Raw genomic sequence first — 16,037 nt, 5'->3', positions numbered from 1 at the left:
AATGTCAAGTTGCTTTATTAACAATAGATATATTTTTGCCGAATGCTCATGGCCGAAAGCCGAAAGCCCATAATTAAAAGTTTATTTTGCCAATAACCTTTTAATTACGAAAATCTTCAAATAACCGATATACTATTAACTCATAACCTCTTCCTACTAACTTATGACAAAAACTTTTCAAGGACAAACAGCCATCATAACGGGAGCTGGTATCGGTATTGGATTTGAGGTGGCTCGCTTATTAGCGATTCGTGGAGCCAATATTGTTCTCAATGATATGGATGAATCCTCTGCTCAATCGGCAAAGGATCATATTCTAGCCAATGGTGGTAATTGCGAAATTGTTGTAGGTAATAGTGCTGATTTGAAGATCATCAAAAGTTTAGTCCAGAAAGCTGTTGATTCTTTTGGAAAAATAGATTTGGTAGTAGCTAACGCAGGCATTACTACTTTCGGCGATTTCTTTGAGTATCAACCCGAATCATTAAGGCAATTGTTGGACGTCAATCTATTTGGGAGCTTCTTTCTTGTACAAGAAGCTTCAAAGGTGATGAAAGAGCAACAAACAGGTGGAAGTATTGTGCTTACCTCATCGGTTACTGGTCATCAGGCACACCCATTTTTGGCAGCATATGGCATGACAAAAGCCGCTATTGAGCAATTAGCCAAAAACCTTGTTATTGACTTATCTCCCCTTGGTATCAATATCAATACAGTCGCTCCTGGGGCTACCCTAACCGAAAGAACACTTGAAGATAAGGACTATTTATCAACATGGTCACGCATAACACCTATGGGAAAACCTGCTACTGTACAGGATATTGCTGAGGCAATGATATTCTTACTTTCCCCACAAGCCAGACACATAACTGGACAAAGTTTGGTCGTTGACGGCGGCTGGACTGCTGTTGGCGTATCTCCTTATTAAATAATCAATATTTTGCCTTATTTTTCGTTTTTCTAAAAGTTTATTAAGTAGTCAAGTTTTAACCCAGTCTGTAATTCTCTCTAGGAACGTATGAAACAGAATTTTATTCAATCAAGAAATTACCTTTTACTACTACTTATTAGTATCGGTATACTTTGGGGATGTAGTAGTTCTCAAAATGACCCAACTCCAACTAACCAATATTTGGTAAGCTCTTCGGTGGTTGGTGAATTTACCACAGCACAACTGAGCGCACGTGTAGACGGTGCGGCTTTAGGTTCGGACAATGCCTTGGTAATAGGTGTAGTGAAAGGTCTCATCAAAAACCCAATCAAGGTTGTCAAAGTAGTGTATAACACCAAAGGAGTAGATGGTAAAGCTATTCAGGCTTCAGGCTTGGTGATTTTTCCGAAAACTACAGAAAGTGTGCCTTTGATTAGTCAGCAACACGGAACTATTGCAGATAAAAACGATGCTCCCTCATTGTACGGAACTGCTAGTGAAGCCTATCAATTGGCATCGATTGTTGCCTCTAATGGTTTTATTATTGCTTGTCCTGATTATATTGGTTATGGAGCAAGTGCTAGTTTGGATCACCCATATGAGCACCGTGAAACACTAGCTCAAGCAAGTTTGGATATGCTTCGTGCAACCAAAGAGCTAATTACCCAAGAAAAAGCAGCATGGAGTCAAAAAGTAATGATTACTGGCTATTCTGAAGGTGGTTTTGCCACAATGGCTTTGCAAAAGAAGATGGAAGAGCAATATCCCAATGAATTCAATTTGGTGGCGTCATCATGCGGGGCGGGTGCTTATAACAAAACTGCTTTCATGAATTATATCATTAACCAAAAAACGCATGGTATCGCCCAGTACAATTCATTATACATTTGGGTAACAATGGCCTATAATTCTATCTACGGATTAAATCGCCCTGCTTCTTATTATTTTAATGCTCCGTATGCAGCAGAAGTAGCCAGCAAAGGCCCACAGGCAACTATTCCTGTAAGCATCAATTTGGCGTATGCTGATTCATTCAGAAATGGCATCAACAACGGCACTGACACGCAATATATTACTGGTGTAAAAGACAATGATATTTTTGATTGGAAACCTAAAACTTCAACGCAATTGTATCATGGTACAGCCGATCAACATGTGTTTTATTTCAATTCGGAAACAGCGGCCGCAGCCATGAAAGCCAAAGGCGCAACGGATGTAACGCTCATTACAGTTCAAGGCACTGACCATTTTAGCACATTACCGAACTATCTTTTGGGTACACTTACCTTCTTTACCAGCAAAAAATAATCAGAACCTCCTTCGGGAGGTTTTTCTTTGCTCCCTCAAAATATTACTACCCAAAAACTGTCAATAATAGCTTTCTAAGCTGTTTTTATTAAATAATTGTAAAATAAATCTTACCTTTGCCTGTTAGGTCAAAAATTTAGATTTTACGAATTATGCAGCTTTCATTGGTTTCAGAAATGCCGGGGTTGGAAAAGAAGGTCTTTTTGGATGTTTTCGCCAAGGCATATTTTGATAGAAGATTACATCGCTACCGTCTAAAAACTATAGACGGTCAACTGATTCCTGCGGATCTAACCATAGGTTGTACTAACCACGTGATTTCTCAATTCCCTGAAGGTACTATTTATAAATTAGATGTACGATTAGTACAGAAAAATGGTCGCCAGCCCTATTTTTTGACTTTAAATCATAAAAAAGTACAGCGTGCTATCGAATTTTTCGAGTATAATTTACAAGTACAAACAGGAAAAATGGAGTGTAAAACCAAGAAAACGGTAGTTTTTGAGAAAAAGAAAATACATAAACCCCATACGACACCAGATATAGACATTTTCTAAAAATACATTTTTTGAGCCAATCGGAATGTATTACAATGTGCTTCAACAATATCTGTGATTTTCGGAGAATACCCTCCTCCCATCGATACAACTATAGGCAATCCTGCTTTTTGTGCCTGTTCAAATACAAACTCATCTCTACGTTTACAAGCTTCCATACTAACCGACAACTTTCCGAGCTTGTCAGTAGCCAAAATATCCACCCCAGAAATAAAAAATAAAAACTGCGGTTGCACTTGTTGAATCAATCTTGGCAATGTGTCGTACAACAAGTTTAAATAAGTATCGTCTGTCGTGTAAGTCGGTAATTCAATATCCAAATCTGAGATTTCTTTGTGCAACGGATAGTTTTCTTTTCCATGCATCGAAAAAGTAAAAACCTTAGGCTCTTTAGCAAATATTTCAGCGGTTCCATTACCTTGATGCACATCCAAATCAATCACTAAAATCTTCGAGATATTTCTTTCTGACATCAAAAAATGGCTCGCTATCGCCACATCGTTGAGCAAACAAAATCCCTCTCCTTTATCTGAATAAGCATGATGCGTACCGCCTGCTACGTTCATAGCAATACCATTTTCAAAAGCAAAACTCGTACAATCAATCGTGCCTTGGGTAATAATGGTTTCTCGTAAGATGAGTTGCTCAGACAATGGAAGACCTATTCTTCTTACCATTTTGGCGTCAATCGTCAAGTTTCTTAGTGAATCCCAATAGGTTTGTGTATGAGCCTTCAGAATATATTTTTCTTGCACAGGTAGTGGCTCAAAAAAGTTCTCTGCAACACAAGTTCCTTCGTATATAAGTTGTTCTGGAATTAACTCATATTTGAGCATCGGGAAGCGATGACCTTCAGGTAAAGGAAGTTGATAAATAGGAGAATGGGCAATTTTTAACATTACAAATTTTAAGTAGGAAAACGTTATTAGTTAATAGTATATTGGTTATTTTAAGATATTCATAATCAAAATGTTATACTTAAATTTTACCACAGATATACTATTAATTTAATCTTTCCTATTACTTAAAATTTATTAACTAACAGTATATCTTTTATAGCTCACCTTCAGAAAGACCCCTTCGAAGTATACGACAGATATATTTTTATATAATCATTCCAGTTTCTTAAGGGATTATTTTAAATCCTGAGCACATTATGTAAACATGATGTTTCTTGAAAAGTTTCCAATCACATAATAGTTTCCTCTTAAACTGATGATTAACTATATCTCTAAAAGAAAGGCGCTCGAAAAATAAATTTCGAACGCCTTTTCTTGATTCTATAATTGTGAACAAGTTAAGAATTAAGTTATGATAATTATAGACATAAAGTACTGATAATTAAAAAACTACATTCACAATTCCCAACCCATAATTCAGCATTAAGCTATATCAAAGCTCTATCCAAATGAACGTATCCTCCATCCACATGGATAAGTTGTCCAGTCGTATGACTTGAGCGTTTTGATAATAAAAATGCTACCATGTCCGCAATTTCTTGCGAACTTGTCATTCTTTTTCCTAATGGAATTTTATCAGTAATTTTTGATAACGTTTCTTCTGGATTTGGTAATGATTTGATCCATCTGTCATACAATGGCGTATAACACTCTGCCACCACCAAGGCATTGACACGGATACCGAATGGCAATAACTCTACCGCCCATTCACGAGTCAAAGCATTACGCCCACCATTAGAAGCAGCATAAGCTGAAGTTCCTCCCTGACCAGTTTCGGCAGTTTTTGAAGTGACATTAACGATAGACCCTTTTGATTCCTTCAAGTATGGCAACGCATGATGTGCCATCAAATAATAGTGAATCAAGTTGGAGTGTAAAGACTTAATAAAGCGCTCATAATTGCCACTTTCCAAGCCAACACCATCATTTACACCAGCATTATTTACTAATCCGTCGATACGACCAAAAGTAGCAGCAATTTCCTTAATCGCTTTCTCACACTCGGCAGGCTCGCTCAATTCGGCTACAAATGACCATGCCTGACCACCAGCAGCTTGAATCGCCTCTACTGTACGGAGATTATCTTGCTCGTTGCGACCAACAATCGCTACAAAAGCTCCCTCAGCAGCCAAAGACGTTGAGATGCCTTCGCCTATACCTTTTGCACCACCAGTTACAATGATGACTTTTTCTTTAAGTCCTAAGTTCATTTGGAAATTTAGAGATTATAGAATTTTTGAGCCGTACCACCCATAATTTTCTTCTGCTCTAATGGAGTCAAATTACCAATAAAATCTGTTACAATGCCTAATACTTCTTCGTATTGACCTGCAACTAAACATACTGGCCAATCCGAGCCGAACATAAGACGTTCGGGTCCAAAAGCTTTGAGTACGGTTTCTAAATACACTTTAAAATCAGCAGGTTTCCAACCCTCCCATTCACCTTCGGTAATGATTCCTGAAAGTTTACAGTACACATTTTGGTGTAAAGCCAACTTTTTGATATCAGTTTGCCATGTTCCATACTCACCACTTTTAATATCTGGTTTGGCAATATGGTCCAATACAAATTTTTGTTCAGGAAATAACTTTACAAAACGAATAGCTTGATCGAGTTGGTAATGATAAATCAGAATATCGTAGGTAAAATCATAAGCACCTAACTCAGTGATTCCTGCCTTAAATTTAGGGCGAAGCATAAATTCAGGATCAGTCTCACCTTGAACCACATGACGAAAACCTTTTACGATTTTAAATTCTGAATAATATTCCAAGCGGTCGTACACATCATCGGCCATCAAATCTACCCAACCGACAACACCTTTGATAAAATCATTTTTTGAAGCAAGCTCAATCAAAAAATCGGTTTCAGCCTCAGATTGGTCAGCTTGCACAGCCACACAGCCATCGATACCGTTTTGTTGAAGGATTGGAGCTAAATCTTCTGGAAGAAAATCCTTACGAATCTTCTTCATTTCATCATTTATCCATTCGTGTTTAGAAGGGTCGTATTGCCAAAAATGTTGATGCGAATCAATTTTCATAATGTTGTTAGCTAATTGAAGGATGATTATAGTTCATTTTCACTAAAAGGTATCTCAGTTATTCTAAGAGACCATATTTTGTTTTGAAATGTTTCGAGAAGTAAGCTGAAGTTATTTGTTAATAGTATATCTGTTACTGGAACAACCTCACAATCAGAGGTGTATTATCATTTTTTATTACAGATATACTATTAATTTTGTTTGCAATTGGCATTAGGCTGAAAATATCTATTGCCTAATACCTACGGCTAATAGCCTAAAGCCTTTTCTAAAGAAACATTTCAAAACTGAATATACAAGTGTAAGTGAATTTGGACAAACCTTTTAGCGAAATACCATCGCTTACTCGGTCAAAGCCTTCAATTATACTCTAAGCAGATTAATTTCTAGACCAGTTTTTAGCAACTTGTTTTGAAGAACCTAAGTTTTCGATACCTAGTTCTACCACGTCGCCTTCTTTCAAGTAAATTGGTGGGTTGAAGCCCAAACCAACACCTGGAGGTGTTCCTGTTGAAATAATATCACCTGGCAATAAGGTCATAAATTGACTTAAATAAGAAACTAAAGTTGGGATTTTGAAAATCAATTGATCAGTGTTACTGTTTTGGAAAGTCTTTCCATTCACCGTCAACCACATTTTCAAATTATTGATATCCTCAATTTCGTCTTGCGTTGCAAGGAATGGTCCCATTGGTGCGAATGTATCACATCCTTTACCTTTAGACCAGTTACCTCCTCTTTCGATTTGAAATTCTCTTTCTGAAACATCGTTGTGCAAGCAATACCCTGCTACATAATCCAATGCTTCTGACTCGTCAACATATTGTGCTTTTTTACCAATCACAAATGCCAATTCAACCTCCCAGTCAGTCTTTACCGAGTTACGAGGAATAATAATATCGTCGTTTGGACCAGAAAGCGCTGTCGTTGATTTAAAGAAAATAATTGGTTCTTGAGGAATGGCAGCACCAGTTTCACGAGCATGATCCGCAAAGTTCAAACCAATACAAACGATTTTTGAAGGACGAGCCACACATGAACCCAAACGTACATCTTCAGCAACTTCTGCCAAAGTACCTTGATTAGACTCTAACCAAGCTGCCAAGCGAGTTAGACCATCATTTTCAAAAAACTGTTCGTTATAGTCTTCTCCAAAACCAGAGGCATCATAACGTTTTCCTTCGATCATTACGCCTGGTTTTTCTTTACCAAATTCACCAAATCTTATTAGTTTCATGATTTTACTTTTTCAACTAATCATTAGTTGAACTATTTAATTAAAAGTTTTGATTACAATTTTAACAATTCAGCTAGCATAAGTTCAGCTACTGTATTGTTGCCAAGATCGTTCAAGTGAACTCTATCAGTTGTTAAAACACCTGAATCTTTATTCGACGGATTATTGGCTAAGTCATAAGCCAAAAACGCTTTTCTAAGGTCGACCAATGGCAGGCTATTTTTCTCAGCCAATTTGCGAATAAGGTTTGAATAATGATTCATATCGCCATCTTGTGGATTACTAAAATCATTTTTCTCTCCGATCACGGCTGGCGTACACAATACCACTTTAGCACCGCTTGCCTTAATTTTATCGATGAGCGCCTGATAAAATCTTACAAATTTATCTGGGTCAGTTCCTGTCCCAGAAGTAGTTTTATGCCAAACATCGTTTACCCCAACATAAATAAAAACCGCATCGGGCTTTTTTTCTAAAACGTCGGATTCGAGTCTCAGATATAAATCGTATACTTTGTTTCCTCCAATCCCTGCTCCAATTAATTCATATTTTGAACCAAGGTTTTTACCAGTTAATAATTCACCAATACGAGTGATGTAACCGTTGGGTTTCACTCCAGCTTGTGTGATAGAGTCGCCAAAGAAAATAACTTTTTTAGGTTTGTCAGCAACAAAAGAGGCTAAAGCTAATACCGTAAGAAGGGCAAAAATTGTTTTACGCATCTGTTTTGAGATAATTAATGAATAATTGATTTATAGTGTTGGGTGAAAATACTCACGCCATTTAATTACTCTTATCCTTTCTTGACAGGAAAACAAACTCTTAGTTGTTCAAACGGATAAATCCACCATCAATTGGGTAGTCTGTACCAGTGATAAATGATGCTTCATCAGAGCATAAATACAAGGCTAGTGCAGCTACTTCCTCAGGTTTTGCCATACGACCAATAGGCTGAGTGGCAGAAAGCTTCTCGAACATTTCTTCCTCACGACCCGGATAATTTTTTGCAATAAATCCATCCACAAATGGCGTATGTACACGTGCTGGCGAAATACAGTTACAACGAATATTATTTTTGATATAATCTTTCGCTACCGACAGCGTCATGGTTAATACCGCACCTTTTGACATAGAATAAGCAAAACGATCTGGTAAACCAATAGATGATGCGATAGAAGCCATGTTTAAAATTACACCGCCTCCATTAGCTTTCATCACTGGAACAACCGCATAAAGTGTATTGTAAACACCCTTTACATTTACGTTGTAAACTCTTTCAAAGGCATCAGCATCGCAGTTTTCCAACGAACCCACGTGAGCAATACCAGCGTTGTTGACCAATACATCTACTTTTCCGATGCTGTTAATCACTTCGCTAACTTGAGCTTGATTACTTACGTCACATGCATGAACTTGCGCTTGTCCGCCGGCCTCAATTATTTCAGACACTGAAGATTCTCCAGCAGAAGCATTTAGCTCTAAAATATGAACCGTGGCACCTTGCTTTCCAAATAATACTGAGATAGCCTTACCAATACCGCTACCTCCGCCTGTCACTACTGCTACTTTTCCTGATAAACTAAACATAAGATGTATATTTATTTGGCTGTTTAAAATCGCCAATGGATTGTTTTATTTTTAAAGATTGCATTAGGCAAATAAACTTCCTTGAGTTTATTTGCCAAAAGCCAACCGCCGAAAGCCAAAAACACACGTTAGAATTAAATTCAGCACTCTTAGTTATTCTGAGATATTTCCGAAATCCAAAATAATTAATCAATAATACCTAAAGGCTTACTCCTCTTCTCCAGAACATAAAATCATCTTGACCTAGCTCCATTGCTTTGGTTTGATATTCACCAGAAGCCAAGCCGATAATATATTCTAAAACCATTTCGCCCATTTCTTCTACTGATTTTTCTCCTTCGATAATTGGTCCGCAGTCAATATCTATGATTTCTGGTAATTTTTGAGCCAATTTTGTATTCGTCGAAAGCTTTACCATAGGACAAATTGGGTTACCTGTTGGCGTACCCAAACCTGTAGTAAACAATTGAATCGTAGCACCAGCACCAGCCATTCCTGAGGTCGCCAATACATCGTTACCCGGTGTACAAACCAAATTCAAGCCTGCTTTTTTCGAGTATTGACCATATCCCAAAGCATCTACTACTGGCGAAGAACCTGCTTTTTTGGCAGCCCCCGCCGACTTGATTGCATCGGTAATCAAACCATCTTTAATGTTGCCAGGCGAAGGGTTCATGTCAAATCCTGCTCCTACAGCTTCTGCTCTTCTGGCATATTCCTTCATCAAATACCCAAAATTATCCGCCACTTCCGCAGTTACCGCACGGTTTTGCAATTCTTGTTCAACTCCACACAATTCAGGAAACTCCGCAATCATCACATTAGCTCCAAGGGCTACCAACAAATCGGCAGTATGACCAATAGCAGGATTGGCAGAAATACCCGAAAAACCATCCGAACCACCACATTTTACACCAACTCTCAACTTGCTCAAAGGGGCAGGTTTTCTTTCGATTTCATTGATTTGAATCATGCCTACAAATGTTTGACGAATAGCCTCCGCCAACATTTGTGACTCACCCGAACCTAAATCTTGTTGTTGTTCGAGGATATATAATGGTTTTTCGAAATTTGGAGAAATTTTATGGATAGCCTCTTGTAAAATACTCACTTGAGAGTGTTGACATCCTAAGCTTAGCACAGTAATACCCGCTACATTGGGATTGACACAATAGCCCGCAAGAAGGTTACAAAGGTTTTCTGAATCTTCACGATTTTCGCCACAACCACTTTCATGCGTTAAGAACTTAATACCATCAACGTTCTTGAATACACGATTCTGACGATAGTCGGATTTCTTTTGTTGGAAAGTAAAAGTTTTCAATGAATCGATGTCGGCACCAGACTGATACGCATCTAATAAGGTACTAACTTGATCGAGATACAAATCTGGTTGTGCATATCCTAAAGCCTTCAAAAAGGCTTGCTTCATGATATTTACATTACGATTTTCACAAAAAACCAATGGAATCACTAACCAATAATTTTGCGTACCCACTTGACCATCCGATCGATGATAGCCCATGAAAGTACGATTTTGCCATGCAGAAACATCAGGTGCTTGCCAAGTATAGTCCTTCAATTTTCCTTGAAAAGGCTCTGAAGCATGTTTTAAGTTAAAAGTATGAATCAGCCCTCCAGCAGGAATAGGCATTTGTGCTTTTCCTACTAAAACACCATACATGGTAACCTCTTCACCTTGTTTTAAATCATCGATAGTAAACTTATGTTTGGCAGCGATATCATCTTGTAAAATGATTGTTTTTCCTTTAAAAACAACCTCTTCGCCCTTTTTCAAATCACATAGAGCCACCAACACATTGTCAGTTGGATTTATTTGTAAAAATGTTCTTTTCACAGTGTATCTTTCTTTTGTTATCTGCTAGAAGAAGGGACAAGTTTGAAAAAATACTCTTTCAGCTTTGCAAAATTTGCAAAAAAATCCACCGAAAATTCCTGCATAAATAAAAAAGAGGAACTCAACAGAGTTCCTCTTCAAAATTGCTTTATCCGAATGTGTTTTTGGAATTTATTATATTTTAGTACATACCACCGCCGATGGTAATGGCAGCTTTTAGACCTAGGTATGACATATTTTTAGGGGCTAAATTGTATTCGGCAGCCAAACGGAAATGGCTCAATTGAACCCCCACGCGAGGAACTAGTCCAAAGCCTGAACCACCTGCTGCCTCAACAGGAGTCGTCCCAGTGTTATATATAGCGGCTGTAGCTCCAGAAAAAAGACCTACCCCAAGACCGCCGAAAAATCTACTTTTGCCTTCACCAAGGTAATAATCGCCCGTCAAGATATAAGAGCCAACTGCACCGATAGAAGAAGATGTTTCTGTTCCAGCTCCGAATAGGGCTGCCTCTAATTTTAATCCTGCAACAAAGTTATCGTTTATGGCATAGGCTGGTTCAATGGAAATACCTGCACCTGCACCGTAACCTTTAGTATAATTTGGAATCACATAGGTGAATGGAGAAATATGAACTCTGAATGGTACATAAGATTCTGATTGTGCATTTGAAGAAAATGCGAAGCTAATAGCAATAGCTAGTGTTAATAAAATTTTGTTCATGAACTTTTGTAGATGATTAATAAATTTTGATAAAGCAATTATTGAATAATCTACAAATTTAGATTATTTACACTAATAATCTTCGATAAAATACAATTTTATATACTTATTAACATAAAAATAAATATTTTCAGAATCAACTTAATATAGAATAATATTGATTATATGAGACTATCAAATAAGATTTAAGTTATATGTTTAGGCGCTAGGCAACAGGCATTATGCAAAGAGTATTAACGTGTATTTTAGTAACTACCGATATGTTTTACTGAATGCTGTTAGCTGAAAGCCGAAAGCTCAAACCTCAAATTTTATTTTGCCCACTAACTTCGAATGCATGAAAGAACTACTAAAGACCTCTTGGAATAGTTAAACCCAGAGAAGTTGTAGATCTCTGGGTGTTTTCTTTCCTGAAAATAACACTAGTACTTTTGTACTTTAAGCACAACTTTCTTCGTGGATGATTCTACCGAAAAGAAATAAATACCAGACGCCTGTCCGCCCATATCAATTAAATTATCTCCTTGGCTTAAGACTTTTTCTAGCACTACTTTTCCCATTGCATCATAAACATTTAGTCTTGCATCTTGTACAACATTCATTAAAGTGAGCACTCCCTCGGTTGGGTTTGGTGCTACTCGTATTCCCCAATCTGATAACTCTTCAATTCCTGTGACAATCAATAATTGAGCTTGAGATTTTGAGCCAACCTTTCCAGCACATAGATTATTACTCACTGAATTGATAAGAAATTTTGTTCCCATCGTGGCAATTACAGGAATACTGAATTGGGAAGTTGTGGTGGTATAATTATAAAAAACAGCATTATCGTCTTTAAGCAATAATTTGATGGGTAATGCTCCTGTAGTTGAAATGCTCAAAGCGGGAGTTTGTCCTGACATTACATAAATATTTGTGGAGTCAAACTGCGCCGTTGGAATTTTATGAATCGTTATTGGATATGGACTTGTTGTACTCGTACTGTTGGAAGTATTTGCGATAACCTTAAACCGATACCCGTAACCAGTTGAAGCTACTTCTGGCAAGGTCGCCGATAGCGTATTTGAACTTTGTGCAATAACGGGAATTTTCACAAAGTTATTCCCAACACTATCAGACATATATAAGTCATACGTAGTGCCCGTATCGTAGGTTCCCGTAAGTTTGAAATTGACTTTTACGGTCTGGTTTCCACAAGCGTAGTTGTAGTATTGAATAGTTTCTTGATTCTCAAGGGATGTAATCTCAACAGATTTTGCCGAAACTGGATTAACAGTAATTTGAGCCGCACCCGTAACAGTACCTGCACCACACAAGTTGGAGACAGATGAAAGAGTAAAAGATGTTGAAGCCTTTGGACTTACAGGGAGAAATACATAATTATTATTACCGCCCAAAGTCAACGTGTTTGACGAACCATCGCTCAGAGTATAGTTTACCAAGTCTGAACTAAAATCTCTACCAAAATACTTTCCCAGTGAATTTGAAACAATCTTCAGATAGGTGGTTTGTCCCGTGTTGATTGTCGCACTACCTACCACAGAAATAAGTGGTTTTTCCTTCAAACTTAAAAACTGTGCACTGGCGTCTGCCTCCCTTGAGGCTGATCTCAACTCGATATAGTGGTCGCCAGTGGTGAGGTCTTTTGGAATAGTAAACGAGTACTGTCCGTTATCAGTAAATGAAAGTACATTGTACTCTTTTGCAGTATATCCATCCTTGATGACAAGGTTAAATCCTTTATTGGCAAATACTCCTTGAGTATTGATATTGACGGACACCTTCTCATCACGGCAATAGGTAGACCCTTTCAGGTAATTCCATCCAAGAATAGGCTTTACCACTACACTCAAATTAACTGGAATTTCTGTGAGCCCACATTGGTTAACCGCCTTTACCGAGGTAAAAGTTGCCGACTGTGAGAGATACAAATCATAGCTGGAAGTTCCCGTGAATAAAAAACTATTGTAGACCGAATTCCCTCCATTCAGCTGTAAATTTAGGCTTTCGCCTGTCGTATTGGTGTAAATAAATGTTACTCTCTCTCCTACTTTTATGGGAGAAGTATTCGATATAGAAAGCTTTAGGTTAGAAGGTGATGGCGCTTCAACATAATTAAAATAAATCTTCAGACTCTCATTAGCTGGATTTTCAACATCTGACAATTCAATGGCATAAGAACCTAATGGTAAGTCAGTTGGAATAGAAAAGTTGATAATGTCGGTACTGATATTGTCCAATAAATTTCGTCTAATTGATTCACTTCCATAGATTGAAATAACATCTAATTTCAATTTAAAATGTGTCTCATAAGGGTTTAAGAGATTCAATACCTGAATCGGTAATTTGATGGTACTACCTTTACAAAAGGTTTGATTTTGATAATAACTAATCGAACTCAAGGTTTTATCCTTTACATAAACGGTATAATCCTGCTCAGATATAGTCGATGCTCCACATTGATTACTAATCTCAGTCAAAGAAATTGTATTCGATTTTGTCAGATAGGCTGGAAGTGTAGAATAACCTTCCGTAGAAACGAAATACTGAGCACCTTCCTTAGATTTGATCAGATAGGGTGCGCCACCCGTTGCATAAAAATTGATAGGGTTTTCGTATGAGCCTTGTGATAGTACAACTCCTCCTTTCTTGCTAGAATTGTAGGTAGGCATAGCCTTTACCGTAATCGGAATAAGATTACTGTTAATCGTTGAACTTGAATTGCGCACTCTCAAGTACCCACCTCTTATATCAGATAAATCTGGAACTTTCCAAGTTGCTTTTCCATCAACGAGTTCTGCAAGATTTTCTTTAAATATGGTTGAATTGTCGTAATTAACTAAGTCGACCATAAATTTAGTTCCTGGCTCAAAGTTGCCACTTTTCTGCAAAGTCATATTGACAGTTGTACCAGCACAAATCACTTGATCGTCTGGAACATCAAGCTTAAGTATGATAGATTTTTCTTCATTTTGTACCGTAAAATCAATTTTAGTATCCAAATTGGCATTTAGTCCACAGGAGTTTTCTGCTGAAAGTATTGACAAGGTTTGTGATTTAGCCACATAATATTGCTTGGTATAATATCCTCCAGGCAACGATGAAAGTACATCTCCGTTACTGAGTTTTAGGGTCATTGGGTCTCCTCCATTAAGCAAAAACCCTAAATTCACATTTTGTGGTAGAGCGGATATTGGAGCTCCAAAGAACAAGATTTTTGGGCTAGGCATTCTTTTAAATTTTATCATATTAGGGCTCATGTTATTACTACTTGGAGTGCTATCTGTCCAGAGTTGTAGATAATAACTTGCGTATTCAAGCATGGTAAAATTTGAGGGTAAAACAAATCTTGCTCTGTTGTTTGCCAAAACAACGCCTTCGATACTAAAATTGTCGCTTCCGCTATAGCCATCTTTTCTACCCGCATAAATCTTTTCTCCAATCTTTAGATTGATATTTGACTTGAATTTTACTTCAAAACTACCCCCAGCACAAACCTCCGAAACAGATATTGAATCGGTGATAATTGATGGAGCTATAGTTATTTTGATAGAATCTAAACCTGCTTTATGATTACCACAAACCGTGGTAAATGAGTCTATTTTGCAATACCCACCAGATTTTGGTTTGAAATAAATCCAATTAGTGTTATTGTAAAAACTAAAATTGAAGGATTCGCCCGTGTTGAGTTTAAGCTTGCTTGGCAGTGCTCCATTACTTGCATACTCCAAACTTACATCGTTGCCATAGAGAATAGTTGGGTCTTTGGACTTAAACGTCAGCATTGGACTAGGATAAAGTTTCAAAATCTCAGAATAGACATTGGATACAACCACAGGACTCGTTGTGACAATTTGGACACTGTATGATTTTGCTGGAATACTTGTTGGTAAAACAGCCTCTAAATAACCGTCCTTTTCAGTAGCCAAAACGTCATAGGATTTAGGGTTAATGGAGGGATATATCTGTTCGACAAGTCGGATATAGAATTGATTACCAGCATTCCACGTTCCACTTTTTTGGATTTTAATTCTAAAAGTATGATTCGTACACGCCACATTCAAGGCGCTCAATATCCTTACATACTGATCTGAGACATTCAAGTAGAATTTTCCTGTAGAGCTTCCGACTCCGCATCCACTATAGACTTGTTTGATATAAATTGAGTCTGATTTTAAGGCATTTATGGTAATTTTTTTGGGCGTATTCTCAAAAATATACGAGCCATTGATATTAAAGATTTGACCGTTATTTAACGTTAGGTTCAAATTATTGTATCCAAAATGATTCAAATCCAAGGAGATAGGTTCGGTAGGATAAGCTTGATTTTTGGAAATACCCGATAGTTCCACCTTCGCGTCGCCAGCCAACACAGCATAAGTTTGATTGGAGATGGTGGAAGGACTTGTGCTCTTTATTCTAAAATTGATACTTGACGACTCTCCAAGAATTTTTAAGCTCTCATAATTTGGTAAGTCCGCCAACATGATATTTGAGGAATCTTTAAAAGCAATAACTTTCCAGTTCAAATCAGAATTCCCTACCCTGTATTCAAGTTGGAATTTGTTATCCGCATTAAAGTTACCAGCGGTTTCGTACCTCAAATAAAGCCTCTTCCCACTACAAAGAAAGGAATTATCGTCGATGCCCTGCGAGCGAACATTTGTGATACGGATACTTTGTGAGAATAGTGAAAAACAAGAAAAGAGTAGCAAGATTGATAAGTAGATTGTTTTCATAGCTAGAAATTTTAGATGCAATTGTATTTTTTGAGGATACAAACTGACAGCCAAACTTCGAGTTGAATAGAGGTAAAATTCAATGATATT

The 16,037-nt window shown here is 37.5% G+C and carries 12 protein-coding genes; 3 read left to right on the top strand and 9 right to left on the bottom strand.

The genetic code is table 11. The annotated features are described in order from the left end of the window. Window positions 1-163 precede the first annotated feature (163 nt). The 3 genes from QM524_RS02635 (at window position 164) to QM524_RS02625 (ending at window position 2,796) form a co-directional block, all read left to right on the top strand. Window positions 164-928 carry an SDR family NAD(P)-dependent oxidoreductase gene (locus QM524_RS02635; protein ID WP_283343358.1) on the top strand — a complete coding sequence of 255 codons (765 nt, stop codon included), beginning with the start codon at window positions 164-166 and terminating at the stop codon, window positions 926-928. Between the two features lie 90 nt (window positions 929-1,018). Then, window positions 1,019-2,239, top strand: coding sequence for an alpha/beta hydrolase (locus tag QM524_RS02630; protein ID WP_283343357.1), 1,221 nt, complete (start codon window positions 1,019-1,021; stop codon window positions 2,237-2,239). Between the two features lie 152 nt (window positions 2,240-2,391). Beyond that, entirely contained in the window at window positions 2,392-2,796 is a 405-nt protein-coding gene (locus QM524_RS02625; RefSeq protein WP_176464512.1) for a hypothetical protein, read from the top strand. Here QM524_RS02625 and QM524_RS02620 read toward each other — a convergent pair. The 9 genes from QM524_RS02620 to QM524_RS26065 all read right to left on the bottom strand — a co-directional run bounded on the left by QM524_RS02620 (window position 2,793) and on the right by QM524_RS26065 (window position 15,947). After that, a complete protein-coding gene (locus QM524_RS02620; RefSeq protein WP_283343356.1) occupies window positions 2,793-3,695 on the bottom strand; it encodes a histone deacetylase family protein in 903 nt (300 codons plus the stop codon). The two genes, QM524_RS02625 and QM524_RS02620, sit on opposite strands and share 4 nt — an antisense overlap. Before the next feature lie 488 nt (window positions 3,696-4,183). Continuing rightward, window positions 4,184-4,966, bottom strand: coding sequence for an SDR family oxidoreductase (locus QM524_RS02615; protein WP_283343355.1), 783 nt, complete (start codon window positions 4,964-4,966; stop codon window positions 4,184-4,186). An 8-nt stretch (window positions 4,967-4,974) separates the two neighbouring features. Then, entirely contained in the window at window positions 4,975-5,802 is an 828-nt protein-coding gene (locus QM524_RS02610) for an amidohydrolase family protein (protein WP_166553483.1), read from the bottom strand. A 379-nt stretch (window positions 5,803-6,181) separates the two neighbouring features. Next, window positions 6,182-7,039, bottom strand: coding sequence for a fumarylacetoacetate hydrolase family protein (locus QM524_RS02605; RefSeq protein WP_283343354.1), 858 nt, complete (start codon window positions 7,037-7,039; stop codon window positions 6,182-6,184). Window positions 7,040-7,092: 53 nt separating this feature from the next. After that, entirely contained in the window at window positions 7,093-7,761 is a 669-nt protein-coding gene (locus tag QM524_RS02600) for an SGNH/GDSL hydrolase family protein (protein ID WP_283343353.1), read from the bottom strand. A gap of 100 nt (window positions 7,762-7,861) precedes the next feature. Next, window positions 7,862-8,626 carry an SDR family NAD(P)-dependent oxidoreductase gene (locus tag QM524_RS02595; RefSeq protein WP_095164299.1) on the bottom strand — a complete coding sequence of 255 codons (765 nt, stop codon included), beginning with the start codon at window positions 8,624-8,626 and terminating at the stop codon, window positions 7,862-7,864. A 199-nt stretch (window positions 8,627-8,825) separates the two neighbouring features. Then, entirely contained in the window at window positions 8,826-10,484 is a 1,659-nt protein-coding gene (locus QM524_RS02590; protein ID WP_283343352.1) for a UxaA family hydrolase, read from the bottom strand. Between the two features lie 181 nt (window positions 10,485-10,665). Next, window positions 10,666-11,208, bottom strand: a complete 543-nt coding sequence (locus QM524_RS02585) for a hypothetical protein (RefSeq protein ID WP_095164303.1) — start codon at window positions 11,206-11,208, stop codon at window positions 10,666-10,668. Window positions 11,209-11,630: 422 nt separating this feature from the next. Beyond that, the gene (locus tag QM524_RS26065; protein ID WP_283343351.1) at window positions 11,631-15,947 is read right to left on the bottom strand and encodes a T9SS type A sorting domain-containing protein; all 4,317 of its coding nucleotides are present in this window, start codon (window positions 15,945-15,947) and stop codon (window positions 11,631-11,633) included. Window positions 15,948-16,037: the final 90 nt, after the last annotated feature.

It is taken from the genome of Flectobacillus roseus (genome assembly GCF_030056595.1).
Lineage (GTDB): Bacteria > Bacteroidota > Bacteroidia > Cytophagales > Spirosomataceae > Flectobacillus > Flectobacillus roseus.
The sequence above is the reverse complement of the archived record's forward strand: the minus strand, read 5'-3'. Positions and strand labels throughout refer to the sequence as shown.

Excerpts from the sequence above, each read along its gene's own strand:
- QM524_RS02600 (WP_283343353.1), bottom strand. The coding sequence starts at position 7,761 with ATGCGTAAAACAATTTTTGCCCTTCTTACGGTATTAGCTTTAGCCTCT.
- QM524_RS02605 (WP_283343354.1), bottom strand. The coding sequence starts at position 7,039 with ATGAAACTAATAAGATTTGGTGAATTTGGTAAAGAAAAACCAGGCGTA.
- QM524_RS02620 (WP_283343356.1), bottom strand. The coding sequence starts at position 3,695 with ATGTTAAAAATTGCCCATTCTCCTATTTATCAACTTCCTTTACCTGAA.
- QM524_RS02615 (WP_283343355.1), bottom strand. The coding sequence starts at position 4,966 with ATGAACTTAGGACTTAAAGAAAAAGTCATCATTGTAACTGGTGGTGCA.
- QM524_RS02625 (WP_176464512.1), top strand. The coding sequence starts at position 2,392 with ATGCAGCTTTCATTGGTTTCAGAAATGCCGGGGTTGGAAAAGAAGGTC.
- QM524_RS02630 (WP_283343357.1), top strand. The coding sequence starts at position 1,019 with ATGAAACAGAATTTTATTCAATCAAGAAATTACCTTTTACTACTACTT.
- QM524_RS02635 (WP_283343358.1), top strand. The coding sequence starts at position 164 with ATGACAAAAACTTTTCAAGGACAAACAGCCATCATAACGGGAGCTGGT.
- QM524_RS02595 (WP_095164299.1), bottom strand. The coding sequence starts at position 8,626 with ATGTTTAGTTTATCAGGAAAAGTAGCAGTAGTGACAGGCGGAGGTAGC.
- QM524_RS02585 (WP_095164303.1), bottom strand. The coding sequence starts at position 11,208 with ATGAACAAAATTTTATTAACACTAGCTATTGCTATTAGCTTCGCATTT.
- QM524_RS26065 (WP_283343351.1), bottom strand. The coding sequence starts at position 15,947 with ATGAAAACAATCTACTTATCAATCTTGCTACTCTTTTCTTGTTTTTCA.
- QM524_RS02610 (WP_166553483.1), bottom strand. The coding sequence starts at position 5,802 with ATGAAAATTGATTCGCATCAACATTTTTGGCAATACGACCCTTCTAAA.